Source organism: Geodermatophilus arenarius, from assembly GCF_042654585.1.
Lineage (GTDB): Bacteria > Actinomycetota > Actinomycetes > Mycobacteriales > Geodermatophilaceae > Geodermatophilus > Geodermatophilus arenarius.
The window spans coordinates 145,769-170,377 of sequence record NZ_JBHSGR010000005.1 but is presented as its reverse complement, the minus strand read 5'-3'; the positions used below and the strand labels follow the sequence as shown (position 1 = coordinate 170,377).

24 protein-coding genes and 4 tRNA genes are annotated in these 24,609 nt (G+C 73.6%); 24 read left to right on the top strand and 4 right to left on the bottom strand.

The window, feature by feature from the left end:
• Positions 1-7 precede the first annotated feature (7 nt).
• Positions 8-1,048 carry an anti-sigma factor RsbA family regulatory protein gene (locus ACFO3M_RS06850; RefSeq protein ID WP_387987814.1) on the bottom strand — a complete coding sequence of 347 codons (1,041 nt, stop codon included), beginning with the start codon at positions 1,046-1,048 and terminating at the stop codon, positions 8-10.
• Between the two features lie 92 nt (positions 1,049-1,140).
• Positions 1,141-1,632 carry a YajQ family cyclic di-GMP-binding protein gene (locus tag ACFO3M_RS06845; RefSeq protein WP_387987812.1) on the bottom strand — a complete coding sequence of 164 codons (492 nt, stop codon included), beginning with the start codon at positions 1,630-1,632 and terminating at the stop codon, positions 1,141-1,143.
• 89 nt (positions 1,633-1,721) lie between these two features.
• Here ACFO3M_RS06845 and ACFO3M_RS06840 point away from each other — a divergent pair.
• A tRNA-Tyr gene (locus ACFO3M_RS06840) sits at positions 1,722-1,803 on the top strand.
• Positions 1,804-1,872: 69 nt separating this feature from the next.
• On the opposite strand, the gene ACFO3M_RS06835 is transcribed toward ACFO3M_RS06840, so the two are convergent.
• Positions 1,873-2,316, bottom strand: coding sequence for a pilus assembly protein TadG-related protein (locus ACFO3M_RS06835; protein WP_387987810.1), 444 nt, complete (start codon positions 2,314-2,316; stop codon positions 1,873-1,875).
• Between the two features lie 524 nt (positions 2,317-2,840).
• Between ACFO3M_RS06835 and ACFO3M_RS06830 the strand changes: the two genes are divergently transcribed.
• The 7 genes from ACFO3M_RS06830 to ACFO3M_RS06800 all read left to right on the top strand — a co-directional run bounded on the left by ACFO3M_RS06830 (position 2,841) and on the right by ACFO3M_RS06800 (position 8,287).
• Complete coding sequence (locus tag ACFO3M_RS06830; protein WP_387987808.1) at positions 2,841-5,390, top strand: putative bifunctional diguanylate cyclase/phosphodiesterase; 2,550 nt, start codon at positions 2,841-2,843, stop codon at positions 5,388-5,390.
• 85 nt (positions 5,391-5,475) lie between these two features.
• Positions 5,476-5,548 (top strand) — tRNA-Thr (locus ACFO3M_RS06825).
• Positions 5,549-5,593: 45 nt separating this feature from the next.
• Positions 5,594-5,667: transfer RNA gene (locus tag ACFO3M_RS06820), tRNA-Met, on the top strand.
• A 100-nt stretch (positions 5,668-5,767) separates the two neighbouring features.
• On the top strand, positions 5,768-5,932 hold the full coding sequence (gene rpmG, locus ACFO3M_RS06815) for a 50S ribosomal protein L33 (protein WP_387987806.1): 165 nt from the start codon (positions 5,768-5,770) through the stop codon (positions 5,930-5,932).
• 32 nt (positions 5,933-5,964) lie between these two features.
• Positions 5,965-6,411, top strand: a complete 447-nt coding sequence (locus tag ACFO3M_RS06810) for an FAS1-like dehydratase domain-containing protein (protein WP_387987804.1) — start codon at positions 5,965-5,967, stop codon at positions 6,409-6,411.
• The gene (locus tag ACFO3M_RS06805; RefSeq protein ID WP_387987802.1) at positions 6,408-6,836 is read left to right on the top strand and encodes a MaoC family dehydratase; all 429 of its coding nucleotides are present in this window, start codon (positions 6,408-6,410) and stop codon (positions 6,834-6,836) included. The genes ACFO3M_RS06810 and ACFO3M_RS06805 overlap by 4 nt, the downstream gene beginning before the upstream one ends.
• On the top strand, positions 6,833-8,287 hold the full coding sequence (locus ACFO3M_RS06800) for a M1 family aminopeptidase (RefSeq protein WP_387987800.1): 1,455 nt from the start codon (positions 6,833-6,835) through the stop codon (positions 8,285-8,287). The genes ACFO3M_RS06805 and ACFO3M_RS06800 overlap by 4 nt, the downstream gene beginning before the upstream one ends.
• 1 nt (position 8,288) lies before the next feature.
• On the opposite strand, the gene ACFO3M_RS06795 is transcribed toward ACFO3M_RS06800, so the two are convergent.
• Positions 8,289-9,521 carry a pyridoxal phosphate-dependent aminotransferase gene (locus tag ACFO3M_RS06795; RefSeq protein WP_387987798.1) on the bottom strand — a complete coding sequence of 411 codons (1,233 nt, stop codon included), beginning with the start codon at positions 9,519-9,521 and terminating at the stop codon, positions 8,289-8,291.
• A gap of 277 nt (positions 9,522-9,798) precedes the next feature.
• Between ACFO3M_RS06795 and ACFO3M_RS06790 the strand changes: the two genes are divergently transcribed.
• The 16 genes from ACFO3M_RS06790 (at position 9,799) to ACFO3M_RS06715 (ending at position 24,605) form a co-directional block, all read left to right on the top strand.
• Positions 9,799-9,871 (top strand) — tRNA-Trp (locus ACFO3M_RS06790).
• Between the two features lie 142 nt (positions 9,872-10,013).
• A complete protein-coding gene (gene secE, locus ACFO3M_RS06785; protein WP_387987796.1) occupies positions 10,014-10,559 on the top strand; it encodes a preprotein translocase subunit SecE in 546 nt (181 codons plus the stop codon).
• 42 nt (positions 10,560-10,601) lie between these two features.
• Positions 10,602-11,507 carry a transcription termination/antitermination protein NusG gene (gene nusG, locus ACFO3M_RS06780; protein WP_387987794.1) on the top strand — a complete coding sequence of 302 codons (906 nt, stop codon included), beginning with the start codon at positions 10,602-10,604 and terminating at the stop codon, positions 11,505-11,507.
• A 55-nt stretch (positions 11,508-11,562) separates the two neighbouring features.
• Positions 11,563-11,994 (top strand): 50S ribosomal protein L11, encoded by a 432-nt coding sequence (gene rplK / locus ACFO3M_RS06775; RefSeq protein ID WP_387987792.1) that lies wholly within the window; start codon positions 11,563-11,565, stop codon positions 11,992-11,994.
• A 131-nt stretch (positions 11,995-12,125) separates the two neighbouring features.
• Positions 12,126-12,845 carry a 50S ribosomal protein L1 gene (gene rplA, locus ACFO3M_RS06770; protein ID WP_387987790.1) on the top strand — a complete coding sequence of 240 codons (720 nt, stop codon included), beginning with the start codon at positions 12,126-12,128 and terminating at the stop codon, positions 12,843-12,845.
• A 401-nt stretch (positions 12,846-13,246) separates the two neighbouring features.
• A complete protein-coding gene (gene rplJ, locus ACFO3M_RS06765; RefSeq protein ID WP_387987788.1) occupies positions 13,247-13,855 on the top strand; it encodes a 50S ribosomal protein L10 in 609 nt (202 codons plus the stop codon).
• Positions 13,856-13,871: 16 nt separating this feature from the next.
• Positions 13,872-14,267, top strand: coding sequence for a 50S ribosomal protein L7/L12 (rplL, locus tag ACFO3M_RS06760; RefSeq protein ID WP_387987787.1), 396 nt, complete (start codon positions 13,872-13,874; stop codon positions 14,265-14,267).
• Between the two features lie 277 nt (positions 14,268-14,544).
• Positions 14,545-15,675: an ABC transporter ATP-binding protein gene (locus ACFO3M_RS06755; RefSeq protein ID WP_387987785.1), complete on the top strand. Its 1,131-nt coding sequence runs from the start codon at positions 14,545-14,547 to the stop codon at positions 15,673-15,675.
• Positions 15,672-16,487, top strand: a complete 816-nt coding sequence (locus ACFO3M_RS06750; RefSeq protein WP_456901403.1) for an MlaE family ABC transporter permease — start codon at positions 15,672-15,674, stop codon at positions 16,485-16,487. The genes ACFO3M_RS06755 and ACFO3M_RS06750 overlap by 4 nt, the downstream gene beginning before the upstream one ends.
• Before the next feature lie 4 nt (positions 16,488-16,491).
• On the top strand, positions 16,492-17,361 hold the full coding sequence (locus ACFO3M_RS06745) for an MlaE family ABC transporter permease (protein ID WP_456949070.1): 870 nt from the start codon (positions 16,492-16,494) through the stop codon (positions 17,359-17,361).
• A 7-nt stretch (positions 17,362-17,368) separates the two neighbouring features.
• Positions 17,369-18,769, top strand: a complete 1,401-nt coding sequence (locus ACFO3M_RS06740) for an MCE family protein (RefSeq protein WP_387987783.1) — start codon at positions 17,369-17,371, stop codon at positions 18,767-18,769.
• Positions 18,766-19,803, top strand: coding sequence for an MCE family protein (locus ACFO3M_RS06735; protein ID WP_387987781.1), 1,038 nt, complete (start codon positions 18,766-18,768; stop codon positions 19,801-19,803). The genes ACFO3M_RS06740 and ACFO3M_RS06735 overlap by 4 nt, the downstream gene beginning before the upstream one ends.
• Positions 19,803-20,837, top strand: a complete 1,035-nt coding sequence (locus ACFO3M_RS06730) for an MCE family protein (protein WP_387987779.1) — start codon at positions 19,803-19,805, stop codon at positions 20,835-20,837. Before ACFO3M_RS06735 ends, ACFO3M_RS06730 begins: the two co-directional genes overlap by 1 nt.
• On the top strand, positions 20,834-22,075 hold the full coding sequence (locus ACFO3M_RS06725) for an MCE family protein (RefSeq protein WP_387987776.1): 1,242 nt from the start codon (positions 20,834-20,836) through the stop codon (positions 22,073-22,075). Before ACFO3M_RS06730 ends, ACFO3M_RS06725 begins: the two co-directional genes overlap by 4 nt.
• Positions 22,072-23,340 carry an MCE family protein gene (locus tag ACFO3M_RS06720; protein WP_387987774.1) on the top strand — a complete coding sequence of 423 codons (1,269 nt, stop codon included), beginning with the start codon at positions 22,072-22,074 and terminating at the stop codon, positions 23,338-23,340. Before ACFO3M_RS06725 ends, ACFO3M_RS06720 begins: the two co-directional genes overlap by 4 nt.
• Positions 23,337-24,605, top strand: coding sequence for an MCE family protein (locus ACFO3M_RS06715; RefSeq protein ID WP_387987772.1), 1,269 nt, complete (start codon positions 23,337-23,339; stop codon positions 24,603-24,605). Before ACFO3M_RS06720 ends, ACFO3M_RS06715 begins: the two co-directional genes overlap by 4 nt.
• Positions 24,606-24,609 lie beyond the last annotated feature (4 nt).

Genomic DNA, 24,609 nt, shown 5'->3' with positions numbered 1-24,609 from the left:
CCCGGCGTCAGGTCCAGGACGTCGACAGGCGGACGCTGGTGCCGGCGTCGTCGCGGCGGATCGCCACGTGGTCGCACAGCTGGCGGGCCAGCCACAGGCCCATCCCGCCGTGGGACAGGTCCTCCCCGTGCGCGGGCCCGTAGCCGGCGAACGGGTCGTCCAGGCCGCGGCCGGAGTCGCGGACCGTGGCCACCAGCCGCCCGGGCGCCGTCCACAGCCGCAGCCCGGCGGGCGGGGAGCCGTGCCGGACCGCGTTGGAGGTCATCTCGTCGACCGCCATGAGGAAGTCCTCGAGCACGTCGGCCGGCCCGTCGACGGAGTCCAGGTGGGCGCGGACGGCGTGCCGCAGCCCGGCGTAGTCGGTGATGTCGTCGTCGGCCAGCGCCGGGGCCGTGGCCTCCAGCGGCTCGTCGGGCACCGGCAGGGCCCGCAGGTAGGCGGCCGGGTCGACGTAGTCGGGGTTGGCCGCCCGGCCGTCGGGGGTGACGACCCCCGGGTGGGTGTGCAGCGCGGAGGTCAGCAGCGGGTCGGGGAGGGCGGAGCTGAACACGCACAGCCCCCACAGCGGGAGCGGGGCGAACGCGTCGTTGATGACCGACTCGTAGGCCTGCCACTCCCGCCAGTCGGCAGGGGTGGCGCCGAAGTCGACCTCGCCCACGCACCGGACCAGCCGGCCGGACGCGGCGTGCTGCTCGGCGAACCGGCGGAAGGCCGTGATCGCCGTGGGGGTGCGGGACCGGTAGAGGCGGTGCCGCTCGACGACGACCACCCGCGGGTCCCGGCCGACGGCCTCCCACAGCGGACCGGCGGTCCCCGGCCCGGTCGCGATCACGGCCGCGTCCCCGGCCTCCAGGCCCTCGAGCAGCCACGGCGCGGCCGCGGCGGCGACGTCGTCGGCCGTGTCGTAGACGAGCGCGTCGTGCCGTGAGCCCGCGGGCGGCAGGGAGCCCGCGTCGTGTGCGTCGTGGCCGGCGGCGGCGGAGCCGTCGCGGCGCACTGCACCGTCCCCGGGCTCCCCACCGGTCCGCCGGCTCCCGTGGAGGACCATCGCGTCCACGGTAACCGGCCCCTCCCGGGTGTTCGTGCGCCCGCGGACCGCGACCGCCCGATCGGGGCGGTCGCGGTCCGCGGGTCGGCCGGTCAGCGGTAGTTGTCGAACTGGAGGGCGACGTCGAGGTCCTGCGCGCGCAGCAGGCGCTGCACCTCCTGCAGGTCGTCCCGCTTCTTGCCGCTGACGCGGAGCTGGTCGCCCTGGATCTGGGCCTGGACGCCCTTGGGGCCCTCGTCGCGGATGATCTTCGCGATCTTCTTCGCGACGTCGGACTCGATGCCCTGCTTGATCCGCGCCGACAGCTTGTAGGCCTTGCCCGAGGACTGCGGCTCGTCGGCGTCGAGGGCCTTGAGCGAGATGCCGCGCTTGACGAGCTTGTCCTTGAACACGTCGAGGGCGGCGTTGACCCGCTCCTCGGTGTCGGCCTGGAGGAGGACGCCGTTCTCCCCGGCCCAGGCGATGCTCGCGTTGGTCCCGCGGAAGTCGAAGCGCTGGGCGAGCTCCTTGCCCGCCTGGTTGATGGCGTTGTCGATCTCCTGGTGGTCGACCTTGCTCACGACGTCGAAGGACGAGTCGGCCATGTCTGCTCCTCACCCCGCGCGGAGGACCCGCGACGGGACCTCGTCGGGCCGTCGCCGGCCCGTCTTGTACGCTCTCCCCGTGGGTCCACGGCGGGTTGCCCGAGTGGCCAATGGGAGCGGACTGTAAATCCGTCGGCTTAGCCTACGAAGGTTCGAATCCTTCACCCGCCACCCCTCGCAGAGCGGCCCCCGACCGGCAGGTCGGGGGCCGCTCCCGCGTTCCGGGCCCGCGTCCCCGGCTCAGGGCAGCGTCGGCGCCTGCGCGCCGGCCACCGCGGTGACCTCCAGCGGCCGTCCGCCCAGGAACAGCCAGCCGAAGGCGATCTGCACCGACCGCGTGCAGCGGACCGTGACCTCGGTGCCGTCGGTCTCCGCCGACCAGGCGTCCAGGGCGGTCCCGCCGTCGGCCAGGTGGTCGGCGACGGCGGCCCGCGCCGTCTCGCCGGTCAGGGGCAGCGCCGTGCCCACGCCCGTGGCGTAGACCCGCCCCTCGTCGGTCCGGTTGGCGGCGGCCAGTGCCGCGCCGTCGCACACCGCCTGCACGTCCTGGTGCTCGAGGAAGGCGTCGGACGCGGCGACCGCACCCAGCGCCATGAAGGCGGCCACCAGCCAGCAGACGAGGACGCACGGCATCGCGGAGCCGCGCTCCTCCTCGCCGCCGACCGGCCTCCCGCCTCCCCGCACGGCGGCAGCGTAGGTGCGGCGCGGCTCCGGCGGACCGCCGTCCACGGACCCGGTCGATCACACGGGCACCACCTGTCACCCGTGCCGGTGACGAGTTGCTGATCAACAACCACTGTCCGTAGTGACACTACGGCCCGTCACCCGTTCGTGATGCTCCGTGCTTGCCTCGCCCGAGTGAGGGCAACGATGGTTCCGGGCGCGGTCCGTACTCGAACGACGCTCTGCCCCCGCGCCTGGGTGACAGCCGCAGCTGCCAGCTGTCTTTTCCATGCCTGAGGAGGCGTCATGAACGAGCGTGGTGCGAAGTGGGCTCGCGGGGCCAAGTGGGCGCGGGGCGCCAAGTGGGCCCGGGGTGCGAAGTGGGCTCGCGGAGCCAAGTGGGCCTGATCCGCGGCTGACCCCGTCCCGATCGGGACGGGGTCACGGGTGGGGCGTCCGCCCTCCCTCCTTGGGGTCGGATCGGTTCTGGGGGGCGGCCTGCGCTGTTAGCCTCGGCGCCGCCTCTTCCCTCCTCACAGATCCGGATGACCTTGGCGAGTCGCGCGCGTGTCACGCCCCGTCGTGTCGGCGCGCTGCTGCCCCTGGGCGTGATCGCCGCCGCCGGCGTCGTCCTCGCGACGGTCGCCGGCCTGCTGGTCTTCCCCGCCGCGCCGGCCGAGTTCCGGCTGGCGCCCTTCCTCGTCGTCGTGGCGGCCTTCTTCGCCACCGACATGGTCTCCCTGCACGTGGAGTTCCGGCGCCAGACGGTGGCGTGGTCGGTGAGCGAGCTCGCCCTGACGATCGCGCTCGTCGAGTTCGGCGGCGTCTGGGCAGCGGTGGCCCGGGTGGTCGGGCTCGGCGCGAGCATGGCCTACCAGCGCTACGCCTGGGCGAAGATGGTCTACAACCTCGCGGTCGCCGTCATCGAGGTGGCTGCGGCCGTCACCGTGCTGCAGGTGCTGCCGTTCGGGGCGCTGGAGGACCCGCTCAGCTGGGTGAGCCTCCTGGTCGCCGTCCTGGTCGCCGACCTCGTGGGCGCTCCCCTCGTCGTGGCGGCCATCCGACTCAGCGGTGGCAACCCCACGTGGCGGCTGTGGAAGGAGCTGTTGCTCCCGATCGGGGTCGTCGCTCCCTTCGCCGTCTCCGTCGGGCTGGTGGCCGCCCTCCTCAACGCCCGGACCGGCTGGGCGGCCTTCCTCATCGCCCCCGCGGCGGTGGCCGTCATCCTGCTGTTCCGGCGGTTCGCCCAGGTCTCCCGGGCGGGGCAGGGGCTGGAGCAGATCTACGACTTCGCCCGGCGGATCGAGTCCGTGTCGCCCGACGAGGACGGGCCGCTCGAGATCGCGGTCGCGGTCAAGGAGCTGCTCAACGCGGACAAGGTCGCGCTGTGGCTGCCGCCCTACCTCGACGAGCCGCCGCGGCTGGTCGTGGCCGGCGACGGCGGCGTCACCTGGTACGACGGGCCGGCCGACCCCGAGGACGTCCTGCGCCAGCGGGTGCTGACGCCCGGGTCCACCGAGCCGGTCCTGGTGACCGCCGGCCGCGCGACGCCGGCCGAGTCCGCCGCCCTGACCCGCCGCGGCGCCCAGGAGGTCCTCGGCGCCCCCGTGGCGACCGCGGCCGGCGAGCCCGGCTACCTCGAGGTGTGCGACCGGCGCAGCGACGTCGTCTCCTTCTCCGGCAGCGACCGCTCCGCGCTGGACTCGATGCTGACCCACGTCAACGCGGCGATCCGCCAGCAGCAGCTGCTCACCCAGATCCGCTACGACGCCGACCACGACCGGCTGACCGGGCTGCCCAACCGGCAGCGGCTGGCCGCCGAGATCGACCAGATGCTCGGCGCCGACCCGGTCGGTGCGCGGGCCGGGCTGGTGCTCGCCGCGCTGGACAACCACACCGAGATCGTCGACACCCTCGGCCACGCCGCGGCCGACGAGCTGCTGCTGGTCACCGCCGGCCTGCTGCGCGAGCACGCCCCGCCGGCCGCGCTCGTCGCGCGGATGGAGGGCGAGCAGTTCGCCGTCCTCCTGCCGGGGCTGTCCCTGCCGGCGACCGAGCGGGCCGCCCGGCGGCTGCGCGAGGCCACCTCCACCCGGGCGCGGGTCGCCGGCCTGGACCTGGAGGTCACGCTGACCATCGGCGTGGCGGCCGCGCCGGTCCACGGCACGGACTCCGGCACGCTCATGCAGCGGGCCGACGTCGCGCTGCTGGCGGCCGCCTCCGAGAGCGGCGGCGTCGCCAGCTACCACCAGGTGCTGGACCAGCAGAGCCTGCGCCGCCTGCAGCTGGGCACCGAGCTCGAGCAGGCCATGGCCGACGGGCAGATCAGCGTCGTCTTCCAGCCGATCATCGACGCCCGGACCTCCGACATCGTCTCGGTGGAGACCCTCGTGCGCTGGGCGCACCCGCGGTTCGGCGCGATCCCGCCGGACGACTTCATCCACCTCGCCGAGCAGATCGGCCGCATCGGCCCGCTCACCGACCACGTGCTGGACCTCGCGCTGGCCCGCTGCCGGCGGTGGCTGAACCAGGACATCGCGCTGTCGGTCGCGGTGAACCTCTCCGCGCGCTGCCTGGCCGAGCCGGACCTGGTCGAGCGGGTGCAGCGCGCGCTGCGCCGCCACGGCGTCCCGGGGGAGCTGCTCATCCTCGAGCTGACCGAGGGCAGCGTCGTCGACGACTCGGTCCGCTCGGGCACCGTCCTCACCGACCTGCACGCCCTGGGCCTGCGGCTGTCGATGGACGACTTCGGGACCGGCTACTCGTCCCTGTCGCAGCTGCGGCAGCTCCCGATCGACGAGGTGAAGATCGACAAGTCCTTCGTGCTGGGGATGTCCACCAGCCAGGGCGAGTCGTTCATCGCCCGCTCGATCATCGAGCTCGCGCACAACCTCGGCCTGCGCGTGGTGGCCGAGGGCGTCGAGGACGAGCTGACCCGCAAGCTGCTCACCGAGATGGGCTGCGACAAGCTCCAGGGCTTCCTGGTCAGCCGGCCGCTGGCCGACGAGATGCTGGAGAAGTGGCTGCTCGCGCGCACCGGTGTCCGGTCCGCCGCGCCCGGCGCCCAGCACCGCCGGCTGTTCGTCCGCGCCTGACTGTTACAGTCGTCTGGCACACCCCGGAGGGGGTGCGAGACCGCCGGAGACGGTGGGGTAGAGTTCCCTCCGGCTCAGTGAGCACGCCCCTTTAGCTCAGTCGGCAGAGCGTCTCCATGGTAAGGAGAAGGTCTACGGTTCGATTCCGTAAAGGGGCTCCGACCCACCGGTCCTGTCGCGAGACCGGGCCGCGCGGTCTTCCCGGCGGTGTAGCTCAGCCTGGCAGAGCAAGCGGCTCATAATCGCTGTGTCACCGGTTCAAATCCGGTCACCGCTACCCCAGACGGACCCCGTACCCCGGGGTCCGTCGCCGTGTCGGCACCCGCCGCCACGGTCCCCGGCCTCCGGGCCGGTCCGCACAAGGCGAGGAGTGCCCCGTGGCAGCCACCGACGTCCGTCCGAAGATCACCCTGGCCTGCCAGGAGTGCAAGAGCCGCAACTACATCACCCGCAAGAACCGGCGGAACGACCCCGACCGGCTCGAGCTGAAGAAGTACTGCCCGCGGGACAAGAAGCACACGGTCCACCGCGAGACCCGCTGACGCCGGTCCGCGAGGAGCGAGGGAGGGCGGGAGTGGCGCTGGACGCAGGACTGGTCGGGCGCGGCTACCCGCCCTCCGCCGTCTACGAGGTCGGTCGCGCCAAGATCGCCGAGTTCGCCGCCGCCGTCGGCGCGGCCGACCCGGTGCACACCGACCCCGACGCCGCCCGCGCGCTCGGGCACCCCGACGTCGTCGCGCCGCCCACCTTCGCCATCGTGGTCACCCTGGGCGCCGCCGACGTCGTGCTCGCCGACCCCGACGTGGCCCTCGACTACAGCCGGGTGGTGCACGGCGAGCAGCGCTTCACCCACCACCGGCCGATCCGCGCCGGGGACCGGCTGGTGAGCACCACGACCATCGAGGCCGTGCGCAGCGTGGCCGGCAACGACCTGCTCACCACCCGCGTCGACGTCGTCACCGAGGACGGCGAGGCCGTCTGCACCGCCACCTCGATGCTCGTGGCGCGGGGGACGGCGTGAGCGCCCGGCTGCGGGCCGCCGACGTCGCCGTCGGCACCGAACTGCCCGAGCAGACGCACCGGGTCACCCGCGCGGACCTCGTCCGCTACGCCGGCGCCTCCGGTGACCTCAACCCGATCCACTGGAGCGACCGGGTCGCCACCGGCGTCGGCCTGCCCGGCGTCATCGCCCACGGGATGCTCACGATGGGCCTGGCCGCCCGCGCTGTGACCGACTGGGCCGGCGACCCCGGCGCCGTCGTCGAGTACCAGGTCCGCTTCGGCCGCCCGGTGGTCGTGCCCGACGACGACACCGGCGCCGAGGTCACCGTCCGCGGGAAGGTGGGCGCCGTCCTCGACGGCGGCCGGGTGCGCGTGGACCTCACGGTCACCAGCGGCGGCGAGAAGGTGCTGTCCCTCGCCCGCGCCACCGTCGCACTGGCATGACCCCCCGGCGGGCAGTGCCGGCCGCGGCCGCGGCCCTGCTCCTGCTGGCCGGCTGCGGCACCTCCTTCACCGAGACGCTCGCCGCGGACGACACCCCGTCGGCGGCGCCGTCGTCCCCGGGCCAGCAGGGGGACACCGGTGGCGACGACGCCCCGAGCTGCCCGGCCGAGCGCGCCGAGCCCGACCCCGACCGCCCCGTCGTCGACCTGGAGTTCCGGCTCTCCGACGACGGGCGCACCGTCACCGGCACCGAGAACGTCGTCTTCACCCCGGACCGCGCCACCGACGAGATGGTGTTCCGGCTGGTGCCCAACAGCCCCGGTGCGGCCGAGCTCGGCAACAGGATCACCGTCGACGACGTCCGCGGCGACGACGTCGACCAGGCCGGGTACGAGGACGCCGGCGCCGAGGGGCCGGGCGGGCTCTACGTGCTCCAGCTCGACGGCGAGCTCCCGGCCGGCGAGTCCACCGAGGTGGAGCTGGACTTCACCGTCTCCCTCGGCGGCAGCGGCTTCGAGCGGCTCGGCACGGCCGAGGACGTGTCCTGGTGGGCCAGCGGGTTCCCGCTGCTGGCCTGGGAGCCCGGCGTGGGCTGGGCGCGCGACCCGTTCGTCGGCATCATCGGCGAGACCGCCACCAGCCCGGTCGCCGACACCACGATCAGCGTCTCGGCGCCCGAGGACCTCGTCGTCCTGATGACCGGCGACCAGGACGAGCCCTCCGCGCCCGAGGACGGCCGGCGCACCTGGACCTCGCACGAGCCGGTCGCCCGCGACGTCAGCGTCGCCGCCGGGGAGTTCCGGACCGCCACCCTCACCTCGCCGGGCGGCGTCGAGATCACCACCGGGGTGCTGCCGGACTCGCGGACCGGCCCGGGCGAGCTCGCCGACTGGGCCAGCGAGGACGTGACCGCCCTCGCCGACCGGTTCGGCCCCTTCCCGTACGACACCCTCACGGTGCCGCTGCTGCCGGACCAGGGCGGCGGCATCGAGTACCCGAGCTCGATCCTGCTCGCCGGCGCCAGCCGGGTCGTGCTCGAGCACGAGGTCGCGCACATGTGGTTCTACGGGATGGTCGGCGACTCGCAGTTCCGCGACCCGTGGCTCGACGAGGCCTTCGCCACCTACGCCGAGAGCGACGGCGACGTGTCCCGGGAGCGGCTCGACGCGACCCTGGCCGCCCCGGGCGACGTGGGCGCGGCGATGGACGAGTTCTCCGACAGCGGCAGCTACTTCGACGTCGTCTACGCCAAGGGCGGCGCCGCGCTGCTGGCCGCCCGCGAGGCCGCCGGCGCCGCGGAGTTCGACGCGGCGCTGCGCTGCTACGTCCAGCTCAACGCGTGGACGATCGCCACGCCCGCCGACCTGGCGCAGGCGCTGGCCGACCTCCCGGCCGCCACCGAGGTGCTGGTGGCGGCCGGTGCCCTCGACGAGGACGACCTGCCGGACTGAGTCAGCCGAGCAGGCGCTGCAGCCGGCCGACGCCCTCGGCCAGGTCGTCGTCGCCGAGCGCGTAGGACATCCGCACGTAGCCCGGCGTGCCGAAGGCCTCCCCGGGGACGACGGCGACCTCGGCCTCCTCCAGCACGATCTCGGCGAACTCCGCGCTGCTCGACGCGGTGCGCCCGTTGATCGGCCGGCCGAGCAGGCCCTTCACCGACGGGTACACGTAGAAGGCGCCCTGCGGCTCCGGGCAGGTGATACCGGGGATCTCCCGCAGCATCGACACGATGGTCTTCCGGCGCCGGTCGAACGCCGTCCGCATCGCGTCCACCGCCGACAGGTCACCGGTCAGCGCGGCCACCGCCGCCGCCTGGGACACGTTGGCGACGTTCGAGGTGGCGTGCGACTGCAGGTTGGTCGCGGCCTTGACGACGTCGGCGGGGCCGACGATCCAGCCGACCCGCCAGCCGGTCATCGCGTAGGTCTTGGCCACCCCGTTGACGACGACGCAGCGGTCGGCGAGCCCGGGGACCACGACCGGCATCGACGGGGCGGTGACCCCGCCGTAGGTGAGGTGCTCGTAGATCTCGTCGGTGAGCACCCACAGCCCGGCCTCCAGGGCCCAGCGGCCGATGGCCTCGACCTGGTCGGGCGGGTAGACCGCGCCGGTCGGGTTGGACGGCGAGACGAACAGCAGCACCTTGGTGCGCTCGGTGCGCGCGGCCTCGAGCTGCTCGACGGAGACGAGGTAGCCGCTGTCCTCGTCGGCGACCACGGGCACCGGCACGCCGCCGGCCAGCCGGATCGCCTCCGGGTAGGTGGTCCAGTACGGCGCGGGCACGAGGACCTCGTCGCCGGGGTCGAGCATCGTGGCGAACGCCTCGTACACGGCCTGCTTGCCGCCGTTGGTCACCAGCACCTGCGCCGGCGTGACGGTCAGGCCCGAGTCGCGCGCCGTCTTGGCGACGATCGCCTCCTTGAGCGCGGGCAGGCCGCCGGCCGGGGTGTAGCGGTGCATCGCCGGCTGGCGGGCCGCGGCGATCGCCGCCTCGACGACGTAGTCCGGCGTCGGGAAGTCCGGCTCACCGGCGCCGAAGCCGATGACCGGCTTGCCCGCCGCCTTGAGCGCCTTGGCCTTCGCGTCCACCGCGAGCGTGGCGGACTCGGCGATGGACCCGATGCGCCGGGAGACGCGGCGCTCGGCGGGGGAGAGGGCGGACTCCGACGGGGAGACGGCGGTCATGGGTCCATCGTGTCAGGCGCCACGCCGCGGGGGCCCGTCAGTTCCCGGTCCTCCGCAGCGCGACGTGCGGGACCGCCGCGGACGGCACCACCCCGGTGACCCCTGCGCGGGGGGTCCTCCGGAGCGCGGTCACGGACCGGTCCCGCGGTCCCGTACACTGGCAACCCTGGGGCGTTCGACCCCGCCACCGGCGTGCCCCGGATCCTCCCGGGACCGGCGCGCCGACGGCGAGGCCCGACCGTCCCGGGGCAGCCCGGGGTCACCGGCCCCGGGCACTAGGGGTGTAGCTCAATTGGCAGAGCAGCGGTCTCCAAAACCGCAGGCTGCAGGTTCAAGTCCTGTCACCCCTGCCCGTGCCGCCGGCCCGTCCCGGCGGGCAGCACGACCCGGCACGACCGCGCACCGGCTCCCCGGACGCGGCCGCCGGCCGGCGAGCACCACACCAGACGGCCCGACAGCAGCGGCCACCAACCACGACGCGAGCGAGGCGCAGTGAGCGAGAAGCCGGGCCGCGGGGAGGACCCCCGCACCGCCTCGGACGCCGAGCTGACCGACGAGCAGCTCGACCGCGAGGCCCCGGGCGTCGAGGACGCCGCCGAGCTGGAGGCCGCCGAGGACGAGGTCGCCGCCGAGGCGGAGTCCGAGGAGGACAAGGTCGTCAGCACGCCGGCCCGCCGCCGCGGCGGCCGGATCACCGCCGGCGACGACGAGGACGACGAGCCCGCCGCCCCGCGCACCCGTCGCCCCGCCCGCGAGGGGACCGCCGGCAGCCGTCCCGCCGGCCGCGCCACCGAGGGCTCGGGCACCCGGTCCCGGGCCGCCGCGCAGCGGGCGCGGGCCGAGGAGGTCCGGCAGAGGCGCAACCTGCGCCGGTTCCTGCGCGAGGTCGTCGCCGAGCTCCGCAAGGTCATCTGGCCCGGCCGCCGGGAGCTGATCACCTACACGACCGTCGTCATCCTCTTCGTGGCGTTCATGGTGGCGCTCGTCGCGGGCCTCGACGTCCTCTTCGCGCAGGGCGTGCTCGCCGTCTTCGGCTGACCGCCCCCTGCGCCTGACCGCACCCGACAAGGAAGAGACCCCGTGACCGACCCCCGCGAGCCCTTCGACACCGACAGCGACGTCGAGGCCATCGACCTCGACGACGAGCGGATGGACGTCCGCGGCAGCGTCGACCTCGAGACCGGCGCGGACCAGGCCGGCTCCGCCGAGGGGTCGGCCGACACGGCCGACCAGGACACCGCCACCGGTGTCGCCGACGTGACCCCCGCGGTCGAGGGCGGCGGCCGCGACAGCCTGGTCGGCGACCCGCTGGCCGCGCCGGCCCCCGACCACGACCCGGTCGTGACCGAGGCCCTGGCCGAGGCGGAGGCCGCGGACGAGGACCCGCGCGAGACGCTCAAGCGGACCCTGCGCACGCAGTTCGGCGACTGGTACGTCATCCACTCCTACGCGGGCTACGAGAACAAGGTGAAGACCAACCTCGAGTCCCGCATCCAGTCGCTGGACATGGAGGACTACATCTTCCAGATCGAGGTGCCCACCGAGGAGGTCACCGAGATCAAGAACGGCAAGCGCACCCAGGTCAACCGGAAGAAGCTGCCCGGCTACCTGCTCGTCCGGATGGACCTCAACGACGAGTCCTGGGGCGCGGTCCGCAACACCCCCGGCGTCACCGGCTTCGTCGGTGCCACCTCGCGGCCCTCGCCGCTGTCGATCGACGAGGTCGTCAACCTGCTGGTGCCCGACGCCCCGCCGCAGGCGGCCAAGGCGACCGAGGCGACCTCGCCCGCGGCGGCGTCCGCGCCGACCGCCGTCGTCGACTTCGAGATCGGCGAGTCGGTGACCGTCATGGACGGCCCGTTCGCCACCCTCCCGGCGACCATCAACGAGATCAACGCCGAGCAGCAGAAGCTGCAGGTGCTGGTCTCCATCTTCGGCCGGGAGACGCCGGTCGAGCTGTCGTTCACCCAGGTCGCCAAGATCTGAGTGCGCCCGAGCACCACCCCGGCCGTTCGAGCCTGAGTCACACGAGAAGGAAGTCATGCCCCCCAGGAAGCGGTTGACCGCGGTCATCAAGCTCCAGATCAACGCCGGTGCGGCCACCCCCGCGCCGCCCGTGGGTCCGGCGCTCGGCCAGCACGGCGTCAACATCATGGAGTTCTGCAAGGCGTACAACGCCGCCACGGAGTCGCAGCGCGGCAACGTGGTCCCGGTCGAGATCTCGGTGTACGAGGACCGCTCGTTCACCTTCGTCACCAAGACCCCGCCGGCCGCCCGCATGCTGCTCAAGGCCGCGGGTGTCGAGAAGGGCTCGGGCGAGCCGCACAAGACCAAGGTCGCCACGGTCACCCGCGACCAGGTCCGCGAGATCGCGCAGACGAAGATGCCCGACCTCAACGCCAACTCGCTGGACGAGGCCGAGCGGATCATCGCCGGCACCGCCCGGTCGATGGGCATCACCGTCACCGGCTGACGGAAGCCGCCGGGAACCGGCGGCGTCGCACCACCCGGGGCTCGCCCGAGCCCCGCGCACCTGTGGGAGGGCCTGCGCCAGGCCCGCACACCACGCGATCCCCGCACCCGCGGCGGGGGAGAGGAACCACCATGGCGAAGCACGGCAAGAAGTACCTCGAGGCGGCCTCCAAGGTCGACCGCCAGAGCCTGTACAGCCCGCTGCAGGCGGCGGGGCTGGCGAAGGAGACCTCGCCGACCACCTACGACGCCACCGTCGAGGTGGCCATGCGGCTGGGCGTCGACCCGCGCAAGGCCGACCAGATGGTCCGCGGCACGGTCAACCTGCCCCACGGCACCGGCAAGACCGCCCGCGTCATCGTCTTCGCGACCGGTGACAAGGCCGCCGAGGCCGAGGCCGCCGGCGCCGACGTCGTCGGCTCGGACGACCTGATCGCGCGCATCCAGGAGGGCTTCCTGGACTTCGACGCCGCGATCGCCACGCCCGACCAGATGGCCAAGGTCGGCCGGATCGCCCGCATCCTCGGCCCCCGCGGCCTGATGCCGAACCCCAAGACCGGCACCGTGACCCCCGACGTCACCAAGGCCGTCGCGGACATCAAGGGCGGGAAGATCAACTTCCGCGTCGACAAGCAGGCCAACCTGCACCTGGTGATCGGCAAGACCTCCTTCGACGAGACCAAGCTCGTCGAGAACTACGCCGCCGCCCTCGACGAGGTGCTGCGCGCCAAGCCGGCCGCGGCCAAGGGCCGGTACCTGAAGAAGGTCACCATCTCCACCACGATGGGCCCGGGCATCCCGGTCGACCCGAACCGCACCCGCAACCTGACGGTGGACGAGCCCACCGCCTGACGAAGGACCTCGTCCTCCCCACCCTTCGCGAGCTCAGGGCGGGCCCCGGGACGAGGCCGTTCCAGTACGTCACCACGGGGCCCCGCAGCGCACGCGCGCTGCGGGGCCCTGGCGCGTCCGGGCCCGCCCGCGGGTGAGGACGGCGACAGCGGCGTCCGCGCGGCACCGTGTACGCTGGGCGGCGTTCCCCCCACGACCGCTGGTCGTCGCACGTCCGCGTGCGATCGAAGGTCCCGGATCCCCGGGCGGCCCGCGCAGGAGGACGGTTCGATCGCCGCGGCGCCCCGTGCCCGCGTCATTCGCCCCGTGCGCCCTGCGCCGGGGCGTTCCTCGTCTCCGGGCCCCGATCGTCCGCTGCCGTGCGGCGCACGGGTGGTCACCCGTCCGACGAGAGGAGGCCCATGCCCACGCAGGCGAAGGCCGCGGTGATCGACGAGATCACCGAGCGGTTCCAGAAGTCCAGCGCGGCCGTGCTCACCGAGTACCGCGGGCTGACCGTGTCGCAGCTGACCCAGCTGCGGCGTTCCCTCGGTGCGGGCAGCAGCTACGCCGTCGTCAAGAACACCCTGACGAAGCGGGCGGCGGACTCGGTCGGCCACACCGACCTGGCTCCGCTGCTCAACGGCCCGACCGCGATCGCGTTCATCGAGGGCGACGTCGTCGAGGCCGCCAAGGCCATCCGCGACTTCGCGCGCGCCAACCCGCTGCTCGTCGTCAAGGGCGGCGTCGTCGAGGGCCGCACCGTCAGCCCCGCCGAGGTCACCGCCCTCGCCGACGTCGAGCCGCGCGAGGTGCTGCTGGCCAAGCTGGCCGGCGCGATGAAGGGCAACCTGACCAAGGCCGCCGGCCTGTTCCAGGCCCCGCTGTCGCAGGTCGCCCGCCTGGCCGCGGCGCTGCAGGAGAAGAAGGAGTCCACCGAGGGCTCCGCCGCTCCCGCCGCCGACACCGCTGCTGCCGACACCACCACCGACTCCGCTGACGCCGCGGACACCGCGGCCAGCACCGACTGACCCCCTAGGAGAGATCATGGCCAAGCTGTCCAGCCAGGAGCTGCTCGACGCGTTCAAGGAGATGACGCTGCTCGAGCTGTCCGACTTCGTGAAGCAGTTCGAGGAGACCTTCGAGGTCACCGCGGCTGCCCCTGTCGCCGTCGCGGCCGCCCCGGCCGCCGGTGGTGCCGGTGACGGCGGTGCCCCCGCCGCCGAGGAGCAGGACGAGTTCGACGTCATCCTCGAGGCCGCCGGTGACAAGAAGATCCAGGTCATCAAGGAGGTGCGCGGCCTGACCTCGCTCGGCCTCAAGGAGGCCAAGGACCTGGTCGACGGCGCGCCGAAGCCGGTCCTGGAGAAGGTCGCCAAGGACGCCGCCGAGAAGGCCAAGGCCGCCCTCGAGGGCGCCGGCGCCACCGTCACCGTCAAGTGACGCCGTCCCCGGCCTGAGCCGGGGACCAGCACCACCCAGCACGCCACAGGGGCCGCTCTCCTCCGGGAGGGCGGCCCCTGTCGCGTCCGCCCCCCTCGGTGGGGTGGCGTAACAGCGAGCCGTGTCACGTCGGACGAGTGACGCACGTAACCTCCCCCTCCGGTCCTCGTTACCCGTGAGTACGAGGAGCGGTGTCCCGGCGCACGGGGACCCGCGCCGGGACGCGGTCCCGGGGCCCCGCCGCGCGGACCCCGGATCAGGGCGAGGGAGGTCGACGGTGGGCGTCGCGGTCCAGGTCGAGGGGCTGACCAAGTCCTTCGGCAGCCAGAACATCTGGAGCGACGTCACCCTCACGCTGCCGCCCGGGGAGATCTCCGTGCTGCTGGGCCCCTCGGGCACCGGCAAGTCGGTCTTCCTCAAGTCGCTGGTGGGGCTGCTCAAGCCCGAGCGCGGCTCGATCGTCATCACCGACACCGACATCGTCCGGTGCGGCGAGGCGCGGCTCTACGAGGTCCGCAAGCTGTTCGGTGTCCTGTTCCAGGACGGCGCGCTGTTCGGCTCCATGAACCTCTTCGACAACATCGCCTTCCCGCTGCGCGAGCACACGAGGAAGAGCGAGTCCGAGGTCCGCCGCATCGTCCTCGAGAAGATGGACATGGTCGGCCTGCAGGGCGCCGAGGGGAAGCTGCCCGGCGAGATCTCCGGCGGCATGCGCAAGCGCGCCGGCCTCGCCCGCGCGCTGGTGCTCGACCCCGAGATCATCCTGTTCGACGAGCCGGACTCCGGCCTGGACCCGGTCCGCGTCGCCTACCTCAACCAGCTGATCGTCGACCTCAACGCGCAGATCGACGCCACCTTCCTCATCGTCACGCACGACATCGGCACCGCCCGCACCGTGCCCGACAACCTCGGCCTGCTCTACCGCAAGCACCTGGCCATGTTCGGCCCGCGCGAGCAACTGCTCACCTCGCAGGAGCCGGTCGTCCAGCAGTTCCTCAACGGCCGCCGCGAGGGCCCGATCGGCATGAGCGAGGAGAAGGACGTCGCGCAGGTCGAGGCCGAGATGGCCGCCCTGCAGGCCCGCGGCGGCGACCGGCACAACGGCGTCGGGCCCAAGGGCGCCGTCGGCGGCGACGCCGTCCCGCCGCAGCTCGACCCGTCCCCGGGCCTGCCCGAGCGGCGCGCCCAGCGCCGCCGGCAGGAGCGCGTGGCCCGCATGCTGCACGAGTTCGACCCGGCCACCGCCACGGCGATCCGCGACTCCCTGCCCGAGGACCTGCTCGCCCAGGTCGACGCCGGCGTGTTCGCGCCGACGACGGACGCCGCCGGCCGGCACCGGGACACCACGCAGGCGGTCGGCGCGACGGCGGCCGGTGGCTCCCTGCCCGGTCCGCGGAGCGGCCGGTGACGGCCACCGGGAAGCCGGAGGCGCCGGGCCTGCTCGACGGGAAGCTCTCCCCGGCCCGGCCGCTGCGCGCCAGCGGCACGCTGTTCGCCTTCGCGCTCGACACCTTCCGGGCGCTGCCCAGGCGGCCCTTCCAGCTGCGCGAGTTCGTCCAGCAGACCTGGTTCGTCGCCAGCGTGACCATCCTGCCGACGGCGCTGGTCGCGATCCCCTTCGGCGCGGTCATCGCCCTGCAGCTGGGCTCCCTGACCCGTCAGCTCGGCGCCCAGTCCTTCACCGGTTCGGCGTCGGTGCTGGCCGTGCTGCGCGAGGCCAGCCCGATCGTCACCGCGCTGCTCATCGCCGGCGCCGGCGGCTCGGCCATCTGCGCCGACCTCGGCGCCCGCAAGATCCGCGACGAGATCGACGCCATGGAGGTGCTCGGGATCAACCCGATCCAGCGCCTCGTCGTCCCCCGGGTGCTGGCCGCGATGCTCGTCGCCACCCTGCTCAACGGCCTGGTCAGCGTCGTCGGCGTGGCGGGCGGCTACTTCTTCAACGTCGTCCTGCAGGGCGGCACGCCGGGCGCCTACCTGGCGTCCTTCGGCGCGCTCGCGCAGGTCGAGGACTTCTGGTCCGGCGAGATCAAGGCCCTCGTGTTCGGGCTGATCGCCGGGATCGTCGCCTCCTACAAGGGCCTGCGCGCCGGCGGCGGGCCCAAGGGGGTCGGCGACGCGGTGAACCAGTCGGTGGTCATCACCTTCCTGCTGCTGTTCGCGGTGAACTTCGTGATGACGGCGATCTACTTCCAGCTCGTCCCGCCGAAGGGGCAGTGACCCGGTGGCGCTGCTCTCCCCGGTCGACCGGGTCCGCGTCGGCGTGCGCCGGCTGGTCCGCCGCGTCTACGGCCGACCGATGGACACCCTCGAGGACCTCGGCGACCAGCTGTCCTTCTACGGCCGCGCCCTGGGCTGGACGCCGCGCACGCTGCGCCGCTACAAGCGCGAGACGTTCCGGCTGCTGGCCGAGGTCACCTTCGGCACCGGCGCGCTGGCGGTCGTCGGCGGCACCGTCGGCGTCATCGCGTTCCTGTCCTTCTTCACCGGCACCGAGGTCGGCCTGCAGGGCTACGCCGCCCTCGACCAGCTCGGCACCTCGGCGTTCACCGGCTTCCTCTCGGCGTACTTCAACACCCGGGAGATCGCCCCGCTGGTTGCCGGCCTGGCGCTGTCGGCCACCGTCGGCTGCGGCTTCACCGCCCAGATCGGCGCCATGCGGATCAACGAGGAGATCGACGCCCTCGAGGTCATGGGCGTCCCCTCGCTGCCGTTCCTGGTGACCACCCGCATCGTCGCCGGGTTCGTCGCGGTCGTCCCGCTCTACGTCATCGGCCTGCTGAGCAGCTACTTCGCCACCCGGACCATCACCACCGAGGCGTACGGGCAGTCGGCCGGCACCTACGACCACTACTTCAACCTCTTCCTGCCGCCGCAGGACGTGCTGTGGTCGTTCGCCAAGGTGCTCGTCTTCGCCGTCGTGATCATCCTGAGCCACTGCTACTACGGCTACCGGGCCGGCGGCGGCCCGGCCGGCGTCGGCCTCGCCGTGGGCCGGGCGGTGCGCTTCTCGATCGTGGCGGTCATGGTCATCGACCTGTTCCTGTCGCTGGCCATCTGGGGTTCGACGACGACCGTCCGGATCGCGGGGTGAGCGGGAGATGAGCGGGGGCAGGGGCGCGGTGGTGCGCCGTCGGCTGCAGGGCGTGGCGTTCCTCGTCGTCCTGGTGGTGCTGCTCGCGCTGACCGTGGCGCTCTACACCAAGGCCTTCACCGACACCGCCCGCGTGGTGCTGCACGCCGACACCGTGGGCAACCAGCTGCAGGAGGCCTCCGACGTCAAGGTGCGCGGGGTGATCGTCGGCGAGGTGCGCTCCGTCGAGGCCTCCGCCGGGGGCGCGACGATCGAGCTGGCCATCCGGCCCGAGCACCTGGACCGCATCCCCGCCGACGTCACCGCCCGGCTGCTGCCCAAGACGCTGTTCGGCGAGCGCTACGTGTCCCTCGTGGTGCCCGAGCGGCCCTCGGGGGAGCGGCTGGCCGACGGCGACGAGATCGGCCAGGACCGCACCGAGAACGCCGTCGAGCTGCAGCGGGTCATCGACGACCTGCTGCCGCTGCTGCGGGCGGTGCAGCCGCAGGACCTCAGCTCCACGCTCGGCGCCGTCGCCTCGGCGCTGCGCGGGCGCGGTTACCGGCTGGGGGAGAACCTCGCCTCGATCGGCCGCTACGTCGGCGAGCTCAACACCGTGCTGCCCGAGCTGCAGGCCGACATCAGCGGGCTGGCCGACGTCGCCGACACCTACGACTCGGCCGCCGACGACCTGCTGGCCGTGCTCGACGACCTGGCGGTGACCTCGCAGACGCTGGTCGACCAGTCCGAGCAGCTGCGGCGCACGTTCACCGTTGTCGGCGCCTCGTCGGCGACCGCGGCCGGCTTCCTGGAGACCAACGAGCAGAGCCTGATCTCGCTGGCCGCCACCTCGCGGCCGGTGCTCGGGCTGTTCGCCGAGTACTCACCGGAGTACCCGTGCCTGCTCGACGGCCTGGCCCGGTTCAAGCCGATGATCACCGAGGCCTTCGGCGGCGACGGCGACCCCGCGCTGAACCTGGACATCACCGTGACGCTGCCGCCGCGCAACCCCTACCAGCCCGGCGACCAGCCGGCGTACCTCGACCGGTCGGGCCCCGACTGCCAGGGCCTGGACGACATCGACGCGATCATCGCGGCCGCCGACCGGGGCGAGTACTACTGCCCGGTGCCGCCGGTGGACGGCGTCGACTCGGTGGACAACCCGTACAGCGGCAACCCGAACTGCCTGGGCGGCCGGGGACCCGAGGACGTCCCCGCCGGCGCCGGGGAGCCCGACGGCAACGTGACCACCGACCTGTCCGCCTTCGGGAACTCGGTGCCGGGCCGGCTGGCCGGGTCGACGGCGGAGCTGGACTTCGTGCGCAGCATCCTCGGCTACCAGACCGGCGTGGAGCCCGGCGAGGTCTCCGACCTGGCCGCCTCGACGATGGCGCCGCTGCTGCGGGGGACCCAGGTGGCGCTGCGATGAGGGGCCTCGCCGCGCCGCTGACCAAGCTGGCCGTGTTCGCCCTGGTGACCGTGCTCGCCAGCTACGTCCTGGTCAGCACCATCACCAACGCCGGCCACGGCGAGCCGCTGGAGTACCGGGCGCAGTTCACCGACGTCGCCGGCCTGGTGGAGGGCGACGAGGTGCGCATCGCCGGCGTCCGGGTGGGCCAGGTGACCGCCATCGGCCTGTCCGAGCAGACCGACCGGCCGGTGGCCGAGGTGACCGTCGCGGTCGACTCCGACGTCCCGCTGCCCACCTCGGTGCTGGCGACCATCCGCTACCGCAACCTCGTCGGCCAGCGGTACGTCGCGCTGACCGAGGGAGAGGGGGCGGCCGGGCGCACCCTCGAGGAGGGCGACACCATCCCGCTGGCCCAGACGGAGCCGGCGCTGGACCTCACCACGCTGTTCGGCGGGTTCCAGCCGCTGTTCCAGGCCCTGTCGCCGCAGGACGTCAACCGGCTGTCCTTCGAGATCGTCCAGGTGTTCCAGGGCGAGGGCGGCACGGTGGAGAGCCTGCTCGGCCACGTCGGCTCGCTCACCTCGTCGCTCGCGGACAAGGACGCCGTCATCGGCAGCGTCATCGACAACCTCACCTCGGTGATGGGCACGGTCGCCGCCCGGGACGAGCAGCTGTCGTCGCTGGTCGTCTCGCTGCAGCAGTTCGTCTCCGGGCTGAGCGAGGACCGCGACGCGATCTTCGACTCGCTGCAGACCATCGACGGCCTCGCGGTGAGCACCGCCGGGCTGCTCGAGGACGCCCGGGCGCCGCTGGCGGCGGACGTCGAGGGCCTCGGCGACCTGGCCGGCAACCTCGCCGACACCGGCGACGTCCTGGAGGACTTCCTGCAGCTCGCACCGACCAAGATCGACCTGATCACGCGGACCGCCGTCAACGGCAGCTGGTTCAACTTCTACCTGTGCGGGGCGTCCGGCACGGTCACCCTGCCCGGCGCGAGCGAGCCGAGCACCATCCCCGCGGGCGGGCTGTCCTCCGGCGCGAGGGGGTGCTGATGGCCCGCCGTCCGGCCAAGCCGTTCCGCGACCGCAACCCGGTCGTCATCGGGGCGGTCAGCCTCTCGCTGATCGCGCTGCTGGTGCTGCTCGCCTTCAACGCCCGGTCGCTGCCGCTCATCGGCGGGGGCACCGTCTACCGCGCCCAGTTCTCCGAGGCCGCGGGCCTCCGGCCCGACGACCCGGTGCGCGTCGCCGGCGTCAAGGTCGGCCAGGTCGAGAGCCTGGCGCTGGAGGACGGCGCGGTCACCGTCGAGTTCCGCGTCCGCGACGCGTTCGTCGGCGACCGGTCCGAGGCGGCCATCAAGATCGAGACGGTGCTCGGCGCGAAGTACCTGGCGCTGGTCCCGCGCGGCGCGACGCCGCTGGACCCCGAGCAGCGCATCCCGCTGCAGCGCACCGCCTCGCCCTACGACGTCGTCGAGGCCTTCGCGGACCTGTCCACCACCGTCGACGACATCGACACCGCCCAGCTGGCGAGCTCCTTCGAGGTGCTGTCGGAGACCTTCGCCGACACCCCCGACGAGGTCCGCACCTCCCTGGACGGGCTGGCCCGGCTCTCGGACACCATCGCCTCGCGGGACGCCCAGCTGCGCGAGCTGCTGTCGGCCACCCGGGACGTGACCCAGGTCCTGGCCGACCGCAACGGCGAGTTCACCCAGCTCGTCCTGGACTCCAACACCCTGCTCACCGAGGTGCAGGAGCGCCGGGCGCTCATCGACTCGATCCTCACCAACACCCAGACGCTGGCCCAGCAGCTGACCGGGCTGGTCGCGGACAACCGCGAGGCCCTCACCCCGGCGCTGCAGCAGCTGTCGGCCGTCACCGACATCCTGTCGCGCAACCGCCAGGCCCTCGGGCAGACCGTCGCCGACCTGGCGCCCTTCGTCCGGGTCTTCACCAACACCCTGGGCAACGGCCGCTGGTTCGACAGCTTCGTGGAGAACCTGCTGCCCGGCGCCGTCGGGTCGGTGCTCTGCGGGGGCGCCGGCCAGGTGCCCGGGGGTCTCGTCTCCTGCGAGGAGGGCCGGTGACCGGGTCCCTGCAGCGCGGTGTCGCCCTGGTCGCCGCGCTCGTGCTGGTCGGCGCGGTCGGCTGGACCGTCCTGCGACCGGCCGGCCAGATCCGGGTCACCGCGTACTTCGGCCAGGCCGTGGGCGTGTACCCGGGCGGCGACGTGCGGGTCCTCGGCATCGACGTCGGCGAGATCACCGACGTCGTCCCGATGGGCGACCGGGTGCGCGTCGACATGCTCGTCGACGACGAGTACGACATCCCGGCCGACGCCGACGCGGTCGTCCTCGCGCCGTCACTGGTCAGCGACCGGTACGTGCAGTTCTCCCCGGTCTACGACGGCGGCCCGACGCTGGAGGACGGCGCCGAGCTGGACCTGTCGCGCACGGCCACGCCGGTCGAGCTGGACGCGGTGTACGGCGCCCTCGACGAGCTCTCGGCCGCCCTCGGCCCGACCGGCGCCAACGCCGACGGCGCGCTGCAGGACCTGCTGGCCACCGGCGCGGACAACCTCGAGGGCAACGGCGACGCGCTCAACCGGACGCTGACCGGGTTCTCGACCGCGGTGCAGACCCTGGCGGAGAACCGCGACGACCTGTTCGGGTCGGTGGAGGACCTGCAGGCGTTCACCTCGGCGCTGGCCACGATCGACACCCAGGTCGGCCAGTTCAACGACAACATGGCCGCGGTCGCCGCCCAGCTCGAGGGCGAGCGGGAGGACCTCGCCGCCGCGGTGCAGCTGCTGTCGCAGGCGCTGGGGGAGATCGCCACGTTCGTGCAGACCAACACCGCGCTGCTGACGACGAACGTCGACCGGCTGGCCGACGTCACCCTCACCCTGGTCCAGCAGCGGCAGGCGCTGGCCGAGGTGCTCGACGTCGCCCCCGCCGCGCTGGGCAACGTCGCGCACGCCTACAACCCCGACTACGGCACGCTCGACACCCGCGACAACTCGCTGGGCTCGGCCAACCCGGAGGTCGTGGTCTGCCAGCTGCTGGCCCAGGCCGGCCGGCTGCGGATCGCGGGCGTGGACCCCACCGACCTGACCGCGTTCCTGCAGCTGCCGCCGACCGAGCAGGTCTGCCTGCGGCTGCTCTCGGGCGACCCCGGCAACGACGGGCAGCTCGACGACCTCAACGGCGACGGCGTGCCCGACCTGCAGGAGCTGCTCGGCACCCTGTTCGGCCGCGGCACCACCCCGCGGGCCGGCGGCACCCCGCTGGTCGGCCTGCCGCCGGTGCCGGGGGCGCAGCGGTGAGCGCGCTGGGCCGGCGGGCGGTCGCGCTGGGTGCCGGGGTGCTGCTGCTGTCCGGCTGCGGCTTCCGCGGCGCCTACTCCCTCGACCTCCCCGGCGGCGCGGACGTCGGCGACGACCCGTACACGGTGCAGATCCAGTTCCTCGACGTCCTGGACCTCGTCCCGCAGGCCGGTGTCCGCGTCGCCGACGTCCCGGTCGGCCGGGTGCAGGACGTCTCGCTGGGGGAGGACTGGACCGCCCTGGTCACCGTCGAGATCAACGGCGACGTCGACCTGCCGGCCAACGCGGTCGCGATGATCCAGCAGTCCTCGCTGCTGGGGGAGAAGTACGTGGAGCTGGCCGCCCCGGGCACCGAGACGCCCACCGGCGAGCTCACCGACGGCGCGCTCATCGGCCTGGACCGCACCAACCGCAACGTCGAGGTCGAGGAGCTCCTCGGCGCGCTGTCGCTGGTGCTCAACGGCGGGGGGCTGGCCCAGCTGCAGACGATCAGCCGGGAGCTGGGTGACGCCCTCGAGGGCCGCGAGGACGCCGTCCGCGCCACCCTCACCCAGCTCGACACGTTCATCGCCGGCCTCGACCAGCAGCGCGACAAGATCGGCCGGGCGCTGGACAGCGTGGACGCGCTGGCCGAGTCCCTCGCCGCCCGCACCGGGACCATCGAGACGGCGCTGGACACCATCGGGCCGGGACTCGACGTCGTCACCGAGCAGCGCGACCTGCTCGTCTCGATGCTCGACAGCCTGTCCCGCCTCGGCGACGTCGGTACCCGGGTCATCCAGCAGGCCGGCGCGGACACCGTGGCCGACCTGCAGCTGCTGCAGCCGATCCTCACCCAGCTGGCCGCCGCGGGGCCCGACCTCGCCGAGTCGCTGGACCTGCTGCTCACCTACCCGTTCCCGGCCAGCTCGCTGTCGGCGCTGCAGTACCGGCCCGACGCGCGGACCGGCGGCTACGGCCTGTTCACCAACATGACGGCCAACCTGGACCTCGACCTGCGCGAGCTGCTGTGCCGCTACGTCGTCGACCCGGTCACCGGCGGCCTGGAGACCCTCGACCCGCAGGACCTGGCCGGCGACACCTGCGGCAGCGCCGGCACCCCGCCGGCCGACTCCGGAGGCGCCGGCACCGGCTCGTCGTCGCCGGCGCAGTCGCTCGCGCCGGGGCTGGGCGGGCTGGCCGGCACCGTCCTCGGCGGCGGCACCGGCGGCGCGCCGGCCGGCCTGCCCGGGCTGCCCGGCATCCCGACGGGAGGCACGCCGTGATCACCCGCAAGGTCAGGCTGCAGCTGCTCGCGTTCACCGCGGTCGCGCTGCTGGGCATCTCCTACGTCGGCTTCACCTACGTCGGCCTCGACCGGGTGCTGCTCGGCAGCGGCTACGACGTCGACGCCGACTTCGCCGACTCCGGTGGCATCTTCGTCAACGCCGAGGTCACCCACCGGGGCGTCGCCGTGGGCCGGGTCAGCGACATGCAGCTCACCGACGACGGCGTCCGGGTCACGCTGACCATCGACCCCGACGCCGACCCCATCCCGGCCGACACCGACGCCGTCGTGGCCACCCGCAGCGCCGTCGGCGAGCAGTACGTCGACCTGCGCCCGGCCACCGCCGACGGGCCGTACCTGGCCGACGGCGCGGTCATCCCGCAGTCGCGCACGGCCATCCCGATCCCGGTCGAGCAGCTGCTGCTCCACGTCGACCAGCTGGTCACCTCGATCGACCCGGAGGACCTGCGCGTCGTCGTCGACGAGCTCGGCCGCGCTTTCGCCGGCGCCGGCGACGACCTGACCCGGCTCATCGACAACGGCGACCTGCTGCTGGCCCGCGCCGAGGAGTCGCTGCCGCAGACGCTGCGGCTGATCACCGACGGGCGGACCGTGCTGCAGACCCAGGCCGAGAGCCGCTCGGCGATCGAGCAGTGGGCCGCCGACCTGCGCGCGGTCAGCGACACGCTGGTGGAGATCGACCCCGACCTGCGCGGCCTGGTCGTCAACGCGCCCGACGCCGGGGCGGCGCTGCAGGACCTGGTGGACGACGCGGGGCCCGGCCTCGGCTCCCTGGTGCGCCACCTCGACGTCCTCAACGGCGTCACCATCCCGCGCCTCGACGGCGTCGAGCAGATGCTCGTCACCTACCCCGACGCGGTCAGCGGCGGGTTCAGCGTCGTCCGCGACGACGGCGGCACGATGCGCGCGCACTTCGGCCTCGTGCTCAACAGCGACGACCCGCGGGCCTGCACCAGCGGCTACGTCTCCACCGGGCAGCTGCCCAGCCCGGGGTCGGTGGCCGGGCTGGACGTCGACTCCGTCGGCTGCGACGTCGTGGACGGCGCGGACCCGACCCCGGGCGACGGCGTGGACGAGTCGGGCTCGAACATCCGCGGCGAGCAGAACATCGGCCGCGACGGCGGCGTCGGCTCGCCCGGGCCGCAGGGCCGGGCCGGTGTCGGCGCGCCGGTGGCCTCGGTGGCCGACGACGTCCTCGGCGGCCTGCTCGGTGCCCTCCCCATCGCACGGACGGCGGGCTGAGTAC